The organism is Streptomyces sp. NPDC046831, assembly GCF_040645305.1.
Taxonomy (GTDB): Bacteria; Actinomycetota; Actinomycetes; order Streptomycetales; family Streptomycetaceae; genus Streptomyces.
This window is the reverse complement of the sequence record NZ_JBEYXZ010000001.1, coordinates 437349-455357: the sequence shown is the minus strand read 5'-3', so window position 1 is coordinate 455357 and position 18009 is coordinate 437349. Positions and strand designations below refer to the sequence as shown.

11 protein-coding genes and 1 pseudogene are annotated in these 18009 nt (G+C 69.0%); 10 read left to right on the top strand and 2 right to left on the bottom strand.

Going from position 1 to position 18009, the window contains the following annotated elements; translation table 11 throughout:
* Positions 1-883: 883 nt before the first annotated feature.
* The 8 genes from ABZ920_RS01845 to ABZ920_RS01810 all read left to right on the top strand — a co-directional run bounded on the left by ABZ920_RS01845 (position 884) and on the right by ABZ920_RS01810 (position 15276).
* A complete protein-coding gene (locus ABZ920_RS01845; protein ID WP_361497538.1) occupies positions 884-2110 on the top strand; it encodes an ABC-three component system protein in 1227 nt (408 codons plus the stop codon).
* Positions 2097-2579 (top strand): three component ABC system middle component, encoded by a 483-nt coding sequence (locus ABZ920_RS01840; protein WP_361497535.1) that lies wholly within the window; start codon positions 2097-2099, stop codon positions 2577-2579. Before ABZ920_RS01845 ends, ABZ920_RS01840 begins: the two co-directional genes overlap by 14 nt.
* Positions 2576-4546, top strand: a complete 1971-nt coding sequence (locus ABZ920_RS01835; protein ID WP_361497532.1) for a DUF3732 domain-containing protein — start codon at positions 2576-2578, stop codon at positions 4544-4546. The genes ABZ920_RS01840 and ABZ920_RS01835 overlap by 4 nt, the downstream gene beginning before the upstream one ends.
* Positions 4547-5014: 468 nt before the next feature.
* The gene (locus ABZ920_RS01830; protein ID WP_361497529.1) at positions 5015-5881 is read left to right on the top strand and encodes a GNAT family N-acetyltransferase; all 867 of its coding nucleotides are present in this window, start codon (positions 5015-5017) and stop codon (positions 5879-5881) included.
* Between the two features lie 914 nt (positions 5882-6795).
* A complete protein-coding gene (locus ABZ920_RS01825) occupies positions 6796-8466 on the top strand; it encodes a TIGR02677 family protein (RefSeq protein ID WP_361497526.1) in 1671 nt (556 codons plus the stop codon).
* Complete coding sequence (locus ABZ920_RS01820) at positions 8463-9737, top strand: TIGR02678 family protein (RefSeq protein WP_361497523.1); 1275 nt, start codon at positions 8463-8465, stop codon at positions 9735-9737. The genes ABZ920_RS01825 and ABZ920_RS01820 overlap by 4 nt, the downstream gene beginning before the upstream one ends.
* Complete coding sequence (locus ABZ920_RS01815; RefSeq protein WP_361497520.1) at positions 9734-13972, top strand: TIGR02680 family protein; 4239 nt, start codon at positions 9734-9736, stop codon at positions 13970-13972. Before ABZ920_RS01820 ends, ABZ920_RS01815 begins: the two co-directional genes overlap by 4 nt.
* The gene (locus ABZ920_RS01810) at positions 13969-15276 is read left to right on the top strand and encodes a TIGR02679 family protein (protein ID WP_361497517.1); all 1308 of its coding nucleotides are present in this window, start codon (positions 13969-13971) and stop codon (positions 15274-15276) included. Before ABZ920_RS01815 ends, ABZ920_RS01810 begins: the two co-directional genes overlap by 4 nt.
* Positions 15277-15295: 19 nt before the next feature.
* On the opposite strand, the pseudogene ABZ920_RS01805 reads toward ABZ920_RS01810, so the two are convergent.
* Positions 15296-15646, bottom strand: a pseudogene (locus ABZ920_RS01805) (bifunctional 5,10-methylene-tetrahydrofolate dehydrogenase/5,10-methylene-tetrahydrofolate cyclohydrolase); the annotation flags it as partial.
* A gap of 3 nt (positions 15647-15649) precedes the next feature.
* Between ABZ920_RS01805 and ABZ920_RS01800 the strand changes: the two are divergent.
* Positions 15650-15868 carry a DUF2399 domain-containing protein gene (locus ABZ920_RS01800; RefSeq protein WP_361497514.1) on the top strand — a complete coding sequence of 73 codons (219 nt, stop codon included), beginning with the start codon at positions 15650-15652 and terminating at the stop codon, positions 15866-15868.
* Between the two features lie 151 nt (positions 15869-16019).
* Here the strand turns inward: ABZ920_RS01800 and ABZ920_RS01795 are convergent, their stop codons facing one another.
* Positions 16020-16892, bottom strand: a complete 873-nt coding sequence (locus ABZ920_RS01795) for a hypothetical protein (protein WP_361497511.1) — start codon at positions 16890-16892, stop codon at positions 16020-16022.
* Between the two features lie 456 nt (positions 16893-17348).
* Between ABZ920_RS01795 and ABZ920_RS01790 the strand changes: the two genes are divergently transcribed.
* Positions 17349-17969, top strand: a complete 621-nt coding sequence (locus tag ABZ920_RS01790) for a histidine phosphatase family protein (RefSeq protein ID WP_361497619.1) — start codon at positions 17349-17351, stop codon at positions 17967-17969.
* The last annotated feature ends 40 nt before the right edge of the window (positions 17970-18009 follow it).

The following is an 18009-nucleotide window of genomic DNA, read 5'->3' as shown; positions in this document are numbered from 1 at the left end:
TGGGGCGGAGAGCCTGAAGGCTCTTCAGTTGGCCTGGCGGCCAACTACGGGCCTGACGGCCCGTCAAGTGCTGTCGCCGTGCCTGGCGGCACGACTGCGTGTCGTGTGCGGGGTTGGCCCTGGCGGGCCAACTTGGTTGGTTTCTCTAGGAGTTGGCGGGCCTGGCGGCCCGCTCGGCAGGGGATGGGGGTGTCCTGCCTGACGGCAGGACAAGGGGTGATACAGGCCCCTCCCCTGACGGGGAGGAAGCATGGGAAGTGAGCGCCGGCGCCTGTCGGCGCCGGTGATGTCGAAACGGGGTGGTTGCACAGATATTTGGGTTGCTTGCGCTCCCCTGCCGGGGAGCTTGGGTGTTGGTTGTCCGGCTGCCGCCGGACTGACGTGGGTTTGTTTTCCCATCACAGTGAAGCTGCCTTTGGGTACTCAGTCGCGAATGGGGCCCGTCGTGAGGGGTTCCCTGCCTTGGGGGTTGGTGTGTCGGCGCCTGCGGTGCCGTGATGTCGTAGGGGTTCGTTGGACAGTTATCCGGTTGCCCCGCCCTTTTGGGGTGCCGGGGCTGCGGAGTCCTCGAAGTAAGGCCGCACCGGGCGGCGCTCCGCCTTCACCCTGCCAGGCGGACGCGATCGACAAGCTCGCCCAGGCCATGGCCGACGCCCTCGCTCCGTAGGAGCTGCTCCGCACCTGCGCCAGCATCATCAAGATGTACATGACCAAGCCGCCCGCCTCACGCTGATTCGCGGGTTGCCGTCACGATCAGCACGGCTACTACGGGCGGCTGGCCAACCGTCATAACGGTTAGGCAAGTTCGGCAGTCTGTGTTTTACCTGCGGCGCGGTCATGGAATGATCGCTGCACTCGGTAACCAGAGGGAGGCGGTGGGTGCATGACCAGCCCGGAGAACCCCTTCGAGGCATCGGCGTCAGCGCTCGGGTACCTCTACCAGCTCCGCGTGGCGCTCCAGCGGTGTGTGGAGCTCTCTAGGGGCGGGATCGAGTGGAGTGTGGCAATTGAGGCAACGGACGATGTCCAAGCTCTCATCGGGTCGCACACCGAGCTGACGCAGCTGAAGAAGCGGGCAGACAACGTGAGACTGACGGACCTCTCGTCGGACCTGTGGAAGACAATCAGGATCTGGTCACACGCCGTCACCGAGGGGCACATCGACCTTGCCGAGACAAGCCTCTACCTGATTACCACCGCAGAGCTGCCGGACGACAGCGCGGGGTTTCTCTTGCAGCCCAAGGCCAGCGGACACCGTGACGAGCAGGCTGCCGAGGCCCTCCTTGTCCAGGCGCGGCAGTCTTCGAAGAGTACGACGTTGGCCAAGGCCTTCGAGGCGTTCGACGCGCTCGGGGCGCAGCGCCGGGCCGAGCTCATCAGCCGGGTGGAGGTCATCGGTGACGCGCCGGGGATGGACTCCATCAGGGAGGACCTGCTCGGCTACGCAAGCCTGGCCGTCGAGCGCCGGTACGCCGAGTCCTTTCTTCAGCGTCTTGAGGGCTGGTTCTTCGAGCGGGCGTCCGTCCAGATGAGCTTCCCGGGGTCGGATCCGGTGACCGGCGCCGAGTTCGACGAGCTGTTCAACGATCTGCGCAATCAGATCGGTGAGCACAATCTGCCGATCGACCCTGATATCGCCGCGCTCACGGCTGCGGCCCCGGCCGCTGCCGATGCCGCCGACAAGGTGTTCGTGCATCAGCTTCGGCTGATCGACGTGGGCGCGGAGCGGATCGGCTACGCGGTCCGGGACTGGGTGAGGGCCTTCACTCAGCGCTCCCGCTGGGCGAACGAGAACCTGCTACGTGCCGGCGAGATCGGCGCGTATGAGCGCAGGCTCGTGGAGGAGTGGCAGTCGCGCTTCGCCGAGATGCGTGAAGATCTCGGCGATGAAGCCACCGAAGAAGAGATGAAGCGTGAGGCCAAGCTGATCTACAGGTGGGTCGATCGGGAGGCCCGGCTTCGCATCCGCACTGGCTGTGAAGAGGTGTTCGTCGTCAAGGGGTCGTACCAGATGCTCGCGGACGAGCTGCAGGTCGGATGGCATCCGGACTTCAGCGCCCGGCTGGCGGCTCTGCTGGAGCCGGCGGGAGCCGCTGATGGCCGAGCGTGACCTCAGCCGCGAGGAACGCGCCCTGTTCAACCCGGCCTTCACAGCACTCTTGGGCGTCCGGGCTGTGCAGGGCTACGAGAAGCAGTACCGCTCCGCCTGCCCGCTTCCAGTCACCATGACCGCCGCAGTGATGGCTCTCCAGCCGTCCATCCGGACGGCGCTGCCCGCCACCATCCGCACCGGGCTGATGAATTGGCTCGACGAGAACGACGCCGTGCGCGTGGCCATGGGTCTCAACGCCGCCGCCCTCGCCGCCGTCGTGCGACCAGGCCTGCTCTTCGCCCTTCAGAGCGATGTGCTCAGGCTTCAAGGCTCCGGGCTGAGAGTGAAGCCACGGGCCGTGACGGCCCTCAAGGACGGCCCCGAACAGAACACCGCGATCCAGAAAGCCGCCCACCAACTCGGGCGCTGGCTGCCCAGCACCGGCAGCATCAGCACTGTCCTGACACTCCTGGGAGTCCAAGCGTGACCTTTCAGATCCAAGCGGTCACCGTCTACGGCAAGCAGCCCGGGCAGGTCCGCACGGTCCCGTTCGACACCGGCACCCTGAACATCGTCACGGGCGACTCCCGGCGCGGGAAGAGCGCGCTGCTGACGATCATCGACTATTGCCTGGCTAGCTCCGACTACCCCGTCAAGGCTGGCAAGGTCCGCAAGTACGTGGGCGCCTACGCCGTCACCCTGGCGAAGCCCGGCCAGCAGCTCTTCGTCGCCCGGCGCGCCCCGGAGCCGGGGAACGCCGTGAGCACCGTGCAGTGTGTCCTGTCCCAGGCCCCAGAGACCCCGCCTCCCCCGCTGGAGGAGCTGACCTTCGCGACGCCCCTGGACACCGCCAAGGACATCCTCAGCGACTTCTGCGGCATCGACCGCACCGTCAAGGTGCCCGCGGTCGCCCGCGCCCAGACCATCGCTCCGTCGATCCGCCACGCGCTGTACTTCTGCTTCCAGGCGCAGAACGAGGTCGCCAACCCCGACCTGCTGTTCCACTCCCAAGGTGAGGAGTGGCGGCCGAACACCATCCGGGGTGTGATCCCGTACTTCCTCGGCGCCGTCGACCCCGAACAGGCAGCGCTGCGCAACCGGCTGCGGCTCCTGCGCCGGGACCTTTCCGACCTTGAAGCCAAACTCGCCCAGGCCCGCGACCTCGGCCCAGCGTCGGGCCAGGCCCGAGCACTGCTCACCGAGGCGGTCGAGGCAGGGCTTCTACCACACCGCGACAGCGAGCCGACGGCCGAGGAGGTCCTTGGCCTTCTGCGGTTGGCCCTGGATGGCAACATCCGGCTAGAGCTGGAGTCCCGACCGGACAACGACGGCGACCCGTTGGCCGCTGCCATCGGTCGGCGTGCCCAACTCCGGCGCGCCGTCGGGCAGTCCCGGGCCCGCATCGCCGACCTCAAGCGCGCGCTCGAGGAGAATGACGACTTCGCGGGCGAGGCAAGAGAGCAGCGCCGGCGTCTGGCGTCTCTCGGGTTGATGCGGCTGTCTCCGGACACCTCCCAGGCTGCCCAGTGCCCGGTGTGCGAAAGCCCGATCGCCTCGGCCAACACCACGGTGGCGACGATCATGCACGACCTCGAACGCCTAGACGGCGATCTGCAGGTGATCGGCAGCGACACACCCGCCCTGCATCGCCAGATGGCCCTGGAGGAGGAGCAGCTGCAGCAACTGCGCGCGGCGCTCTCCCGCAGCCAGGACGAGATCAACGAGATCAGCGCCGGGCTGCGCGCGCTGCAGCAAGAGCCGGACCAGGCGCAGCGGGCCGCCCATGTGCGCGGCCGTATCAGCCTTTACCTCGACACCACCGCCCAGCATGTGAGTGCCCCGCAGGTCGAAGACCGCCGCGACGACCTCCAGCGACAGATCGCTGAGCTGGAAGAGCTCCTGAGCGACGACACCCAGGGCGACCGGCTCACCAGTTACCTGTCCCTGATCAGCCAGAACATCCGCACCAAGGCTGCCGTGCTGGAGCTCGACCACTCGGACGCGCCCATCCGCCTCGACGTCAACCGGCTGACTGTCGTCGCCGACACTGCCGACGGTCCCGTCCGGCTCGCCGACATGGGCAGCGCCGAGAACCACCTCGGCTACCACGTCGCCACGCTGCTGAGCCTGCACGAGTGGTTCAGCGAGCACCGCGGACCTGTCCCGCGGACGCTGATCCTCGACCAGCCGTCCCAGGTGTACTTCCCGCCCGACTACACCGGCGAGCCCACACCCCAGGGGACCGACCTCAGCCACCTGCTGAATATCTACCGGACCATCAACGACACCGTCCAGGCACTCGACGGCGCGCTCCAGGTCATCGTTGTCGAGCACGCCGACCTGGCCGACCCGCTCTTCCGTGACCACGTCGTCGAGCGCTGGCGCTACAGCAATAACCAGGCCCTCGTACCTCCGGAGTGGATCACTGAACCGATCGACGACGAGGACGAGTAGCCCGGCACTCGACGTTCGGCGTCCGCTCCACGCCGAGTGTGCTGCGAAGTGAGGTCAGGGCGGCGCGCAGCCGGCGTCCGTCGGCGGTATCCGGGATCTTGAGGCGACCGGGGTCCATAGACACGAGGCGGCCCAGGACCCTGCTGGCGGGGACCGTCGCGGTAAGTGGCCTGCAGCCGGTATAGGGCCGTGTAGAGGGCCTGGGAGATCCCGCCGGCGGTCTCGTCCACGAAGGGCGTCATAGCCTTGGTCAACTCCGCCACCGGGTCCGGGACATGGGCTGCCGGGCGGGCGGCGGTGCGGCGGCGGTAGGCCTTCTGCCGGCACGGCGGTCCGCAGTACGAGGAATCCGCACGCCCAGCCGTAACGGGCCCCACTAACCGGTCGTACCCGGTGGAAACCGCTCGGGCCTCGGCGTCTTTCGCGCCGGGGCCCGAGCCGTGCGTGGCAGGCGAGTAGCGTTGGCCCATGCACTTGCTGTGGGACTGGCTGCATCCTGTGGTCCGAGTGCCGTACGTGCCGACGATCGGCCCCGTCCACCCCGACACCCTGAGCCCGGGCCTGTTCGGTGACGTGCTGCGCGTCGCCGGGACCGGCGCCTTCCTGCTCTACGACAAGGACCAGCGCTGGGCCGAGACAAAGGACGAGACCGTACTGCTTGATCACATCGAGCACACCAGCACGCGGACCCTGATCCCCACCCTGCGCAGCCGCGGCAGCGGCACCCTCACCGTCTACACCTACGGGGCCGCCGTAGAGGAAGCCGCGGACTTGGCCGCCAAGCTCGCCGCCGGCCACCACACCTCCACCGCCCGCGTGGTCACCTTCCACGCCCCGCACGAGACGCCACCGGTCGACACCGCGACCACCCGCGTACAGATGATGTCCTTCCACCACCCCCGGCCGGAGGACGCGCCCGGACTCGTCCGCGCGGTGACCGACCTGCCCGAGCCGATCCGGGAGACGTTCGCCGCGTTCGCCGACCGACTCACCAGCGACGGGTTCGCGTTCCTGCACACCCAGATGCAGGCCGGAACCGTCGGCCCCGTCCTGGCCGCCACCGACGGCGGCCGCGTCGTAGGCGCGATCGGCCCCATGGAGACCATGACCGACTCGGCCGGAGCAACCCGGCTGCTGCCGCAGTACTTTGGCGTCCTGCCCGAGCAGTGCGGCCACGGCCACGGCCGCGCCCTGTGGCGCGCCGCCATGGCGTGGGGTGCCGCGCGCTGCGCCGACTACCAGCTCCTCCAGACCGAGATCGGCGGCGCATCGGACCGGCTGTGCCTGACCGAAGGGCTGCGCGCACTCGGATTCGTCAGCGTCGCCAAGCTCTGAGCCTCACCGCCCCCAGACGGCCCCGTCCGCCACGGAGGGAGCGGACAGGCGGGGCCCTTTCCCGCGCGGGAGGCTGCAGGTACCGGTACCGGTGGGCGGGGAGGGAGAGGTGTAACAGAACTGGGCCGTTGACGTTCCGGGGGTGAAGGGGAGTTGCGCTTTACGTCACCCCCGCACCACGACAGCTCCCCTCACGCCCGCCGTTAGCCGTTCTCAGCTGCAGGAGAGAGCTTGTTTGCTTGGCTCGAGGCCCGAGGTAGCTCCCAAGCCAAGTACGCCCGAGTCGGAGCCCGCGCTCGACACCAAGACCGTCGAGGAGGCATCTTGTGGGCTCCCGGCTCCTACTGCGGGAGAAGGGCAAGATGCTGGCTGCGGATCCGCGCGTTGCCGGGGCTCGGCGGGCACGCTCTGAACAGGCAGCGCGCGTTTTGGGAGGCGCGGGTCAGGGTCGCAGGCTGGGTGCCAGTGAATCGAAGGCGCCACAGCGCGGGCATGTCTGGGGATCGGTGGTGATCTTCGCTGTGCGGCCATCGCTTCGCAGGCAGGGTGAGGAGATGCCCCCTGGTTGCGTTCGAATCGCTCGACTCAGGGTGAGTGAAGGTTTTCGGCGGCGCCGGTTTGCACGATGGCCGCACTGCGCCGCGCCGCTTGATCGGCTGATCACGCCGATGGCAGATCATCGCCCGCGCCTAGCGCGCTGCGCGGCCGTCCAGGCGCGGCGGTGCGGGCTGGCGGCCATGGGACACGTCACGGCGGTCCAGGAGTGGCGCCTCCGGGCCGTGATGTAGTGGTCGACGAGCGCGCAATGCTCGGCAGCGGCCGAAGCCTCCAGGCGACCGCTGTCAAAATCCAATCATTTTCGGTCCTTTGTGATCGACCGCCGGGAAGCAGAGGCTTTCCGCCCTAACCTGACCATGAACCTTCATGGCCCCTTGCGGCCGACAAAAGGCCCGAGGGGGACGGGAGTGGAGGAAGGGTACTTCGATGGCGACGATGGCCTCGAAGACGACTCGGACGAGCGGCGCGATCTGTTCCGGTACGTGACGGTCGACCGTGCAGACCATGCGGCCGAATATCTCGCCATCATGGACCAGTTCACGCAGACGCTGCTGACCGATCTCTCCGCCGCGGAGGTCAGCGAGGGGCTGGCACAACGCGGCATGGTCCTTTCCCCGGAGGAGGCGGAGGCACGCTGCACCAGCCTGGTCCGCTGGAAGAACCTCATGCCGTCCGCCCGCGACCCCCGTGTCCCCACGGTCGCCGCGCTGCGCCACACCCGCGCCCGCTTCCAGGTCACCCGGCTCGGCGGCACGGTCCACCGGCAGGTCGCCAAGGTTCTGCAGATGCGCGACGACGCGCGGGAGGTGGCGCGGGAACTCCTCGGCAGTATGGCCGCACTGCTGTCGAAAATCCTCCGCCAGGCACACAACCCCCGCTCCATCGACGCCGAGGCCCTGGCGGCCGATGTCACAACCGTCTTCACCAACCAGAACTACTTCGTCGACAGCATCCGCGACTTCTACGCGTACCTCTCGTCCGTGCTGGTCCGGTACGACCTGGCCGGCGAGGAGTACGCGTCGTTCAAAGGCCTGCTGCTGGAATACGTCCACCTCATCGACACCGACGTCTCCCGCCACTCCCCCGCGGTCCTAGGACGCCTGGAAGACCTCCAGCCGGTCCTGGACCGTGTCCTTAGCGCCCTGGACAACCTGCCGGGTCTGGCCTCCGCGGACGGCGCCCCCGTCGAGCGACTGCCCGGACGGCGGCGCGGCGACTGGGCAGAGTTGCTGGCCTGGTACAGCGGCGGCAACGGCGGCATGTCCGGGCCTGCGCAACTGCGGGCCGCAGCCGAGTCGGCCCTGGGACAGCTGCTCACCAACGCGCGGCGCATGCTCACCCCCGGTGGCACCGGAGGGGCCAGGCGCAGCGACCTGATGCACCTGGCCGGCCTGTTCGCACAGGCCAGTGTCGAGGAGGCCCACCGCGGCTTCGCGGCCGCTTTCGGCGCCTACCCCGCGCGCCACGTGAGCTTCGGACCCGAGGAAGCCGACCCCCGCGACACCGCTTCGACCTCGTGGTGGGACGCCAGCCCGGTGGACGTCCCGGTCTCCTTGCGCGAGCGGGGCGACCGCACGGCGCGGGGACGCACCGCACGGGTGCCCGACCCGGGCATGGACATCGCCCGCCTGCAGGAGGAGGCCACCCGGGAGCTGGCGGCCCGGCAGGCAGCCGGAGCCGAACTCGCGGCTGCCGGTGCGCTGAACGGGGCACACCTCAATCCCGCAGCCCGCGACCTGCTGCTGGAACTGGTCTCCGCGGCGCTGGCCAGGGAGCTCAGCCCGTCCCACGCTGTGCGCGTGGACAACGTCGATCTCAACGTCGCCGTACACGTCGCGGAGTCGGACACCGACACCGTGGTCGGATCGGACGACGGCGACACGACCTTCTCGCGTCTGGCCCTCAACGCCTCTGCCGCCGACGAGGGCCATTCCGGTGACGCGCCAGCAGCGGGTACCGCAGACGAACACGCTGACGACGCGGGCGCGGACCGGCAGCCGCCTCCGGCCGCAGGAGGCACCCAGTGAGGGTGATCAGCATGCCGCACGGCACCACCATCCAGCACGAGACGGCGGAGCGGCGCCTGGCGGCCCGCATCCTGCTGGCCAACCCCGTACTGACGTTGCACCGGCACCCCGACGACCTGGCCGTGGTCCGCCGGCATTCCGCCGCATTGCGGTCCACCTTCGCCAAGCTCCTGAGCTACCACCTCATCGTCGAGACCTCCTTCGCCCGGCTGGTGAAGACGCCCCCGAGCCCGGACAGTCCGCTGCGCCCCGTCCAGCGCGGAGACAGCCCGTTCTTCACCCCGCAGACCTATGCCCTGTTCTCGCTGGCCTGTGCCGCATTGCTCACCCCGGGAACCGGGGAATGGCTGTTGATCTCCTCGCTGGTCGAACAGATACGGGCCGATGCCGCCTCGGCCGGTGTCGAACTGCGCAACACCCCCGCCGAGAACCGCCGCCTGGTCCAGGCCGTGGGCCTTCTCATCGACTGGGGTGTGCTGACCGAGACCGACGGGTCGCTATCGGCGTGGAGCGAACGGCACGAGGAGGGTGTGCTGCAGATCCACCGTCCCTTGCTGCCCCATGTACTCCCCCGCCCGCTGCGCAATGTGGCCTCCCTGGCCGACCTGGCGGCCCAGCTTCCGAGCGGCGGATCCGAGCCGCGGCGGAGTCTGCGGCGTCGACTGGTGGAGAACCCGCTGGTGAAGCGGGAAGAGCTCCCGGAGGACGAGCGTGATGTCCTATCCCGGGAACGTTCGGAGCTGACACGCCTCCTGGAGGAGCACTTCGGGCTGACGCTGGAGGTCAGAGCGGAGGGAGCCCTTGCCTACGACACCGAGGGGACCCTCAGCGATGTGGCCTATCCGGGTCCGGGCACCGTGCGCCAGGCAGCGCTGCTGCTGACCGACGCACTGACTGATCTCGGCCGGCCGACGGCGGGCCACCACGCCCCAGGAACCGGGGCGGACGTCCCGGGCCTGATGACACCGTGGGACACGGTCCGCAGTGAACTGGACACCCTGGCCTCACGCCATGCCAGGGCCTGGGCCGGGGCCTACGTGGCCGATCCGGCGCGTCTGCAGAAGGAGGTCGTGGCCCTGCTGGAATCCATGTCGCTGGCTCGCAGTCTGCCCGAAGGTCTGGTGCTGCATGCCGCAGCGGCCCGTTACCGGCCCGAACCGCACGCTCAGCCCACGCGCGCCGCACGGCGGCTGGGCGATGCCCGGCCCGACAGGGCAGGCGCGCCTTCCGAGGCGCTGTTCACCGAGTCCTTCCTCGGGGAGGCGCTGTGAGTGCCCTCGCTTTCCCCGGCCCGCGCAAGCCCGACAGTCCTACAGCCGGACGAACGCGCGCTGCTGGCGCCCATCCCCACCGGTGGCGGCTGAACCGGGCGGGAATCGTCAACGTGTGGTTCTACTTTGACCAGCGCTTCGTTCTCTCGGGCGGTCGCCTCGTGCTACGGGGCTCGAACGGATCGGGCAAGTCCCGGGCCTTGGAGATGCTGCTTCCGTTCGTCCTGGACGCCGACCGGCGCCGCATGGATGCCACCGGCTCCGGCAAGGTCCGGCTTGAGGACCTGATGCGGGCGGGCGGCGACGGTCAGGCCAACCGGCTCGGGTACGTGTGGCTGGAGCTCGTCCGTGACGTGGAGGACTCCGGCAGCGAGCAGCGCGCAGAGTTCCTTACCGCGGGCGCGCTGATCCGCTTCTCGCACAGCACCGCGGAGGCGAAGGCTTGGTACTTCCTCACCCCGCAGCGGGTCGACGAGGACCTGGTCCTTCTCGACACCAGCCGGGTGCCGCTGTCGAAGGAAGGCCTGGCCGCCGCCATCGGAGCGGACCGTCTGACCTCCTCTGCCGAGATCCACCGCGACCGCGTGCGCGCGGCTGTTTTCGGGCTCCACGGCGACCAGGGACGCGAGCGGTACACCGGGCTGCTGCAGTTGCTGCACACGCTGCGCTCACCCGATGTGGGGAATCGCATCGACGAAGGCCGCCTACCGCAGATCCTTTCCGACGCCCTGCCCCCTCTGTCCGACAAGGCCATCGCCACTGCGGGTGAGGAACTCGACGGGCTGGAAGAGACCCGGGCCGCGCTGGCCCGGCTGGAAACCGCCTACGGCCACGTCGCGGACTTCCTCAGGGTCTACACCCGTTACGCGGCCGGCGTCTGCATCGCCGCCAGTGACCGTACCCAGGCCGCGGCCGTGCTTGCCCGGGAGACTGACGCGGCAGCCGTGCAGCGGGAGGAGGCGTACCTCCGGCTCGTGCGCGACCACGCCGACGCGGTGGCCGAAGGCGGTGAACTGGACGGTTATCGCGAAGAATTGGAAGCGACCGTCGCCGGGATCCGGCAGTCGAGCGAGTACAGGGCCGCCCGGGAACTCAGCGAACGCCTCAGCACCCTGCAGGCTCTGGACGCGGCCGCCCGAAACGCCATGGCGACCGCGCAGGGAGCCCGTGCGGAGGAACAGCGCGGCGTCGAGGCGTGCAACGAAGCGGCCCAGGACGTCAAGAACGCGGCGGCCGAGGCCGCCGAGATCGCCCAGCAGGCCGGTGAACTGCTGCGCCAAGCAGGTCTCAACACCCCGCTGCCCCCTGCTGCACACGTCGAGGTGCGGTCTCCGGAGCCCGTGGTGGAGGCGGTGCGCACCACAGCCGATACCGACCCGCAGCCCGTCAGCCGGCCGGCAGCGCTGGTCCTCGTCCCTGCCCCGGACCGCATCGGCGCGACCGTCGAAGAGTTGCTCACGGCGATTCCCGCCCTGCGCTCCGCCGCAGCCACCCGGGCCCAGCAGGCAGCCGCACGCGCCGACGAGGCCAGAGAACTGACATCGGCTCTCGAGAACGTACGCCGCGCGCAGGACCGAGCCGACGACGCCGCCGAAGACGCTACCGCGAACGAAGGCAGAGCCGAGCAGACGGAAGCCAGCCGTGATGAAGCCGCGGCTCAGCTGGCCGTGGCCTGGCGAACGTGGACTGCGTCCTCTCGGTCGCACCATCTGTTGGGGGACATCGACTGGCACAGCACGGCTGTCGCCGCCCTCCTGAACGACGTCGAAGCCCTCTGCGGTGACGTGCCCCCCGGCCCGGAAACCGACCGGGAGCTGGCCCTCCTGGACGCCCTCGCACAGCAAGCGGCAGCGCCAGCCCGGGCCCTGCACGCACAGCAGATGGCGGGACTGGCCGCACAGGCCCAGCAGGATCAGGCACGACGCGAGGAGTTGCTGGCCGAAGCCGGAGAACTGCGCCGGGAACGGGACATGCCCCCGCAGGTACCCGACTGGCTGGACAACCCTCCCCCCGGGGCGCCGGCGCTATGGCAACTGCTGGACTTCCGCCCCGAGGTCACCCCACCCGTGCGCGCAGGCGTGGAGGGCGCCCTGCTGGCCTCGGGGCTGCTGCACGGCGTGCTCACCCCGGACGGAAACATGATCGCCGACAACGGCCAGCTGCTGCTGGGAGCCGACGGCCCCCCAGCACTGCACTCACTGCGCACACTCCTGATCCCGGACACGGACGACAGCAGCACCGCGGCGCGCGTCAACACCGTCCTGGACCGGATCGCCCTGAGCGCCGGGCATCCCACCTGGGTCTCCGCCGACGGCTCATGGGGCAACGGCCCTCTGACCGGACGCCACCTGCCCGCCACCGCCCGCTACATCGGCACCACCGCGCGGGCGGCCGCCCGCGCGATGCGTCTCGCCGAGATCGACGCACTGCTCGGGCAGTTGCAGCAGACGGCCCAGGCACGCAGCGAGCAGCAGGATGCCCTGACGACCCGGCTGGAAGATTTGGAAAACCACCTGCTGGACGCTCCGCGCTCCGTGCACCTCGCGACCCTGCGCCTGCAGGCCGCCTCCGCCCGCGCGGACGCCGTCACCAGCCGCAGACAGGCGGGCGCCCTCGCACAAGAGGCCGAGCTGATGCAGCGGGCCTGGACAGCCCGTCACCGCAGCCACAGGGAAGTCTGCGCAGCCCTGGGGATGCCCGACGATGCAGACGGCTTGCGGGCCATACAGGCCCGTGCGGAGCAGGCACAAACCATGTGCCAAACTCTGGACCGCGCCAGCGAGGCGATCAGCAGGCATCTCACCCGCCAGCAGCTCCTGCTGAAGCATCTACACACGGTCAGCGGACGCCGCAGTACGGCCGAGGAGCACGCCGAGGCGGCAGCTCTGAATTGGTCACGGGAGGCGTCCGCGCTTGCCGCGCTACGCGAAAGCCTCGGATCCAGTCCTCAGCAGGTGCACGACCGCCTCGACGCAGCCGAACGGGAACTGAAGCAGACCAAGGAAAGTCTGCAGCGCACCAACAGCCAGGTACTCCAGCTGACCGGCCAGGTCGCCACGGCCAAGGAGAAGGCCCAAAGCGCTCGGGAGAAAGCGCAGGAGGCACGGACAGCCCTCGTAGAGCAGGCCAGGGCGCTGCACCGGCGCCTGAGTCATCCGGCTCTGACCGTGGCCCTGGTCCCGGACACGACTGCTCCTGCGGCACTGCTGTCGGCGAACGCCGGAGCGGACGACATCCTTGCCGCTGTACGCGAGGTTCGGGCAGCGGTGCAGCGTCCGGACAGCACCGCCGACGCCACGGCACTGGCACGCGCCCAGTCGCTGCTCGAACGCAACACCACGGGCACCTACGACGTGACCGTCACGATCGAGGACGACCTCCATGTCGTGGAACTGACAGATGCCGTCGGCCGGCGCCATATCGCCGACGCCGCAGCCGATTTGCGGGAACGACGCGACCGCGGACGCAGCGCGCTGACCCAGCGTGAGCGCACGGCCTTCCACAACTTCGTCCTGGGCGGGATGGCCGAGGAACTCCGCAACCGTATCGTCGAGGCCGAGAAGCTGATCGACGCGATGAACACCTCGCTCGAGCCCATCACCACCAGCCACGGCATCGGTGTCAAGATCCGCTGGCGTCTGGCCGATGCGGCCAACGAACACGTCACACGGATCAAAGAGCTGATGAAACGCGACGTCCGGGTACTGCGTGAAGCAGAATCCGAAGAACTCATCAGCCGGCTCAAGGCACTCGTCGACGCCGCCTACAGCAACGATCCGCAAGCCGGGTACGCCACCCACCTGCACACGGCGCTCGACTACCGGGCCTGGCATGTCGTGGATGCCTACATCACCGGTCCCGGACCGGGCCAGGAACGCAAGATTAGCCGCCGGGCGAAACTCTCACAGGGCGAAACCCGCTTCGTGTCCTACGTGACCCTGTTCGCCGCAGCCGACGCCTACCTCAGCAGCCTGCCCGATACCGGCCGGGCCCTGCGGCTGATCCTCCTGGACGACGCCTTCGCCAAGGTCGACCAGCGCACCATCGGTGAACTGATGGCCCTCTTGGTTCGCCTGGACCTGGACTTCGTGATGACCGGGCATGCCCTTTGGGGTTTCTTCGCCGATGTCCCGCAGATGGACACCTACGAGGTGCGGCGGGCCGAGGGAACCGCCGCCGTGACCACACACATCCACTGGGACGGTCACACCCGCCACCTGCGGACCGTCTCATGACCTCCGCTTCCCCCGCGCTGCCGCCTGCGCTGCGCACCTACCTCAGCGATCCCAGTCTCACAGCGCTGTGGGGCAAGACCCGGGACCGCCTCGAACGCAACCGCCTGTCCCCTACCGGCACCCTGCAGGTCCACCTCGACGCCGAGGGCGCCCAACGGTTGGGCGGGCTGCTGGGCACCCCCGTGGAACCAGGATTGCGCCGCATCCAGCTCGCCGCCCTCGACACCGCGCTGAGGGCGTCCTCCGCCCGGTGCGGACTCGTCGCTGTCGTCGCCGACCTCACCGGCCGGACCCTGAGCGACCGGCAGGCTGCCAGGGACGAGCAGGACACGACGTGGGCAGCCGTGTGGCAGGACCTGGACGGTGAACTCGCCCGCAGCGGGTTGGCCGAAGCCGTGTGGATCCCCGGCTGGATGGCAGACCTGCGCGGCAGCGGCATCCTGACCCGCGCGGGCGCCCAGACCGCGACGACAGCGTTGCAAAACGCCGTGCGCACCATGGCAGTCCTGGGCCTCGCCCGCACGCCATCGGTCGGTGGCCCTGCCGGGCAACCGGCGCGGTGGTGGGAACTGGGCGAACTCGCCGCGCATATCACCGGCGACGCGCACGGCCTCGACGAGGGGCGTCTCGCCGGCACGCTGACACTCAAAGGGATCGCTGCGGCGTGCGCCTTGCCCGGATCTGAGTCATCGGCAGGCCGACGACTTCTCTGGGAACAGGTGGGGGTCAGTGCCGACATGCTGTCGGGCACCGTCATCGTGTGGAAGTTGTCACCGCCAGGACCCGATCCCTGGGCCTCGATGATGCGTGCCCGCGGCGACCTCGGCCTGGCCACCCACCTGACCATGCACGAGTTGCGGACCGCCGCCAGCAGCGCGCCGGTGGCCGCGCCGCAGACCACCGTGCGCTGGTGCGAGAACCCACAGGTCCTGCAGGCAGCCGCACGCTACGGACTCCCCGGCATCCTGGTCTGCGGGAGCGGCAATCCCTCAAGCGCCGGATGGGAGCTGCTCCAGCGTCTCCTCACGGACGGCGCACACGTCTACTACCACGGCGACTTTGACTGGGCGGGAATCACCATCGCCGAGCGTGTAGTTCGGCTGGGCGGCCGCCCATGGCGCATGAGCGCCGCCGACTACCTCACTGCGCTCGCCGACCTGTCGACAGACCGTCTCGCTCCACTGACCGGAGAGCCCGTGGCCACCCCCTGGGATCCTCTCCTTGAGCAGGCGATGAGCGAGAAAGGTCTCGCCGTGCACGAGGAGGCACTCCTGCCCCGCCTCCTTGCCGATCTGTCCGCCTGAAAAGTCGGTGCGCCAGCGCTCAGTGGCCGGCCAGCCCGAGCTGGATGGATGCCGCGTCAACCGTCTGGGCCAGAAGGACTGCGATGGTCATGGGCCCGACCCCACCGGGGACCGGCGTGATCAAGCGGGCGCGACTGCGGGCGGTGTCGAAGTCGACGTCGCCGACGTTGCCGGGGTTGTATCCGGCGTCGATCACGACGGCCCCCGGCTTGACGTCTTCGCCGCGAATAAGCCGAGGCCGTCCCACCGCCGCCACAACCACGTCCGCTTCCCGCACGATCGCGGCCAGATCGGTCGTACGGGAGTGGCAATAGGTGACCGTGGCGTCCCGGGCGAGCAAGAGCATTCCGACGGGCTTGCCGAGGATCGCGCGATGACGGCTCAGGCCGGGGTGCTGTGGTTATGGCGCATGAGTGCCGTCGACTACCTCACGGCGCTCGCCGACCTGCTGACGGACCGTCTCGCTCCATTGGCCGGAGAACCCGTGGCCACCCCCTGGGGCCCTCGCCTCGAGCAAGCAATGAGCGATAGAGGTCTCGCCGTGTACGAGGAGGCACTCCTGTCCCGCCTCCTTGCCGATCTGTCCAGCTGAGAAGTCGGTGAGGCCAACACGTGTCGCCGACCAGGCGCAGACACACCCGCGGAAGGCTTCCGGCCCGTCCTCGCGCATCCCCTCCACCGAATGCACGGCTCAAGTGCTCATCCTCAAACGGAACCCGGATGTGATCGCCGCTGAGACGACGTCACTCGTCGGAACTAGCAAGGTCTTCGGTCAAGGTCCGGAGCACCTCAAGGCCCCTTGCCGCCTGGTTCATAGGCTCAGAGGTTCTGCGGCTGGCCTCCATCAGATGTGACAGGCGTTCGTCCAGGTGCTTCTCGGCGCGGGCCTGAGCCACGGCGTCGACACCTCCCACGACAGGCGGGAGCAGCGCGCCACCGATGGCGGCGACGGCTTGCACGGGGATCGGGATCGCGGCTCCTGGGAGGCGAACCGTGATCCCCTTCGTTCCTGCTGATTTCTCCACGACGGCGTGCACAATTTTCGAGGCTCCTACAGACACAGGGGCCAGCCAGAGCCTGCGCTGCAGAACGGTCCCGAACCGAGCACGGACGATCTCGTCGAGTTGGCTGAGCCGGCCACATACGTCTTCGAACTCCGCGCGGAACTTGGCGGTGGAGTCGGTGATCTGCCCGGCCACTGTCCTGGCGACGTCAGGCTTTCCCTCGTGGTAGTCGATGGCGACCTGAGCGAGTCCGAACTGGACGGAAGCCACATAGAGCGTCCCCAGGAGGTCGAGGTACAGCATCGCCTCCTCCACAGCGCCCTGGCTCACGCTCTTCTGCGCCTTTCGCCGCGATCCATATTGCTTGGCGCTCTCCAACTTCTGGACCGAGTCCTTGAGATGGGCCAGGCACTTGTGCCTGGCTTCACCCAGGCGGTCCTTGATGACCGCGAGCTCGCCCTCCTTGATGCCGTCCTTTCCATGAACACGAAGCCGCGCGACCAGATCCTCGACCTGCTCGACAGCATTCCCGACAGCACCGATCTGGTCGGACCGCAGGTGCTCGTAGATATCGTCCACCCGCTGCCGGATGGCTTTGATGTCCCGGGCCATCTCCGCTGCCTGGGCTTGAGTCGCAATGGCACCCAGGATGGCCGCCCCACCCGACACCGCGGCGACACCCGTGGCCGACCGGATGCGCATCAGACGTGCGAATTGCCCTCGATCGTTGCGGAGATTGGCCTGGATTTAGCCACCCTCCTCGGTGACCTTCTTGGCAGTCGACCACATTGCGCGAGAGGTCGGATCGACCTCGACCAGACGGCCGGTCAGACGCCTGGCCTCGATGAAGGCCCGGGTCGCAGGGTCCAGTGTCCGCAGGAGAGATGCGAACTCGCCGCGGGTGAGCTCCGAGATCCAGCGCCCCCAGAGCGAGAGCTTCGTCTCGGAGGGAGCACCGACCACTAGGGCCTGTGCGGGGTCGTGATCATGAGCACCGCCGGCGGCCGACTCTGGGCTCCCTGGGCGGGGCGGGGGAACCAGCGGCCACCGGGGGGCGTCGACCCCGATATGCAAGATCGGTACCTTTACCTGGCCCGCCATGGCGAGGCCACACCCGACGAAGGCAGTCTCACTGCGGCCGGGCGCCGTCAGGCTGAGCTATTGGGCAAGCGTCTGCACGGCGTGCGGCTGACGGCCGTTCACCACGGTCCGTTGCCCCGCGCGGTGCAGACGGCCCGGCTGGTCGGGGAGCGTCTGGGCGATGTGCCGCTGCGTGAGTGCGAGGCGGCCGGGGACTACGTCCCGTACGTGCCGGAGCGTGACGAGGTTCCCGCAGATGTTGCCGACGCCATGCTGCCTCGCCTCGCTTCGCTGTCTGCCGTGGACCGTGCGCGCGGAGCGGAGCTGGCCCGCCAGGCGGTCGCGGAGTTCACCGGGCCGGTCGACGGCGGGGATGCCCCCCGCCACGACCTTGTCGTCACCCACGCGTTTCTCATCGCCTGGCTGGTGCGCGCCGCTTTCGAAGCGCCGACTTGGCGCTGGATGGGACTCAACCACGCAAACGCTGCGCTCACGGTGATCCGTTACGCGCCTGCCCGGCCCGCAACCGTCCTCGTCTACAACGACGTGAGTGACCTCCCGGACGACCTGCGCTGGACCGGCTTCCCGCCCCAGCTCCGCACGCCCTGACAGCTTCCTGCCCGGATGGCGGCTTGCTGGTGGCCGACGC

What these genes read in the sequence shown, in the direction of transcription:
- ABZ920_RS01845 (WP_361497538.1), top strand. Translation starts at nt 884, where the DNA reads ATGACCAGCCCGGAGAACCCCTTCGAGGCATCGGCGTCAGCGCTCGGG.
- ABZ920_RS01840 (WP_361497535.1), top strand. Translation starts at nt 2,097, where the DNA reads ATGGCCGAGCGTGACCTCAGCCGCGAGGAACGCGCCCTGTTCAACCCG.
- ABZ920_RS01830 (WP_361497529.1), top strand. Translation starts at nt 5,015, where the DNA reads ATGCACTTGCTGTGGGACTGGCTGCATCCTGTGGTCCGAGTGCCGTAC.
- ABZ920_RS01825 (WP_361497526.1), top strand. Translation starts at nt 6,796, where the DNA reads ATGAACCTTCATGGCCCCTTGCGGCCGACAAAAGGCCCGAGGGGGACG.
- ABZ920_RS01810 (WP_361497517.1), top strand. Translation starts at nt 13,969, where the DNA reads ATGACCTCCGCTTCCCCCGCGCTGCCGCCTGCGCTGCGCACCTACCTC.
- ABZ920_RS01800 (WP_361497514.1), top strand. Translation starts at nt 15,650, where the DNA reads ATGACGGCTCAGGCCGGGGTGCTGTGGTTATGGCGCATGAGTGCCGTC.
- ABZ920_RS01795 (WP_361497511.1), bottom strand. Translation starts at nt 16,892, where the DNA reads ATGGCCCGGGACATCAAAGCCATCCGGCAGCGGGTGGACGATATCTAC.
- ABZ920_RS01790 (WP_361497619.1), top strand. Translation starts at nt 17,349, where the DNA reads ATGCAAGATCGGTACCTTTACCTGGCCCGCCATGGCGAGGCCACACCC.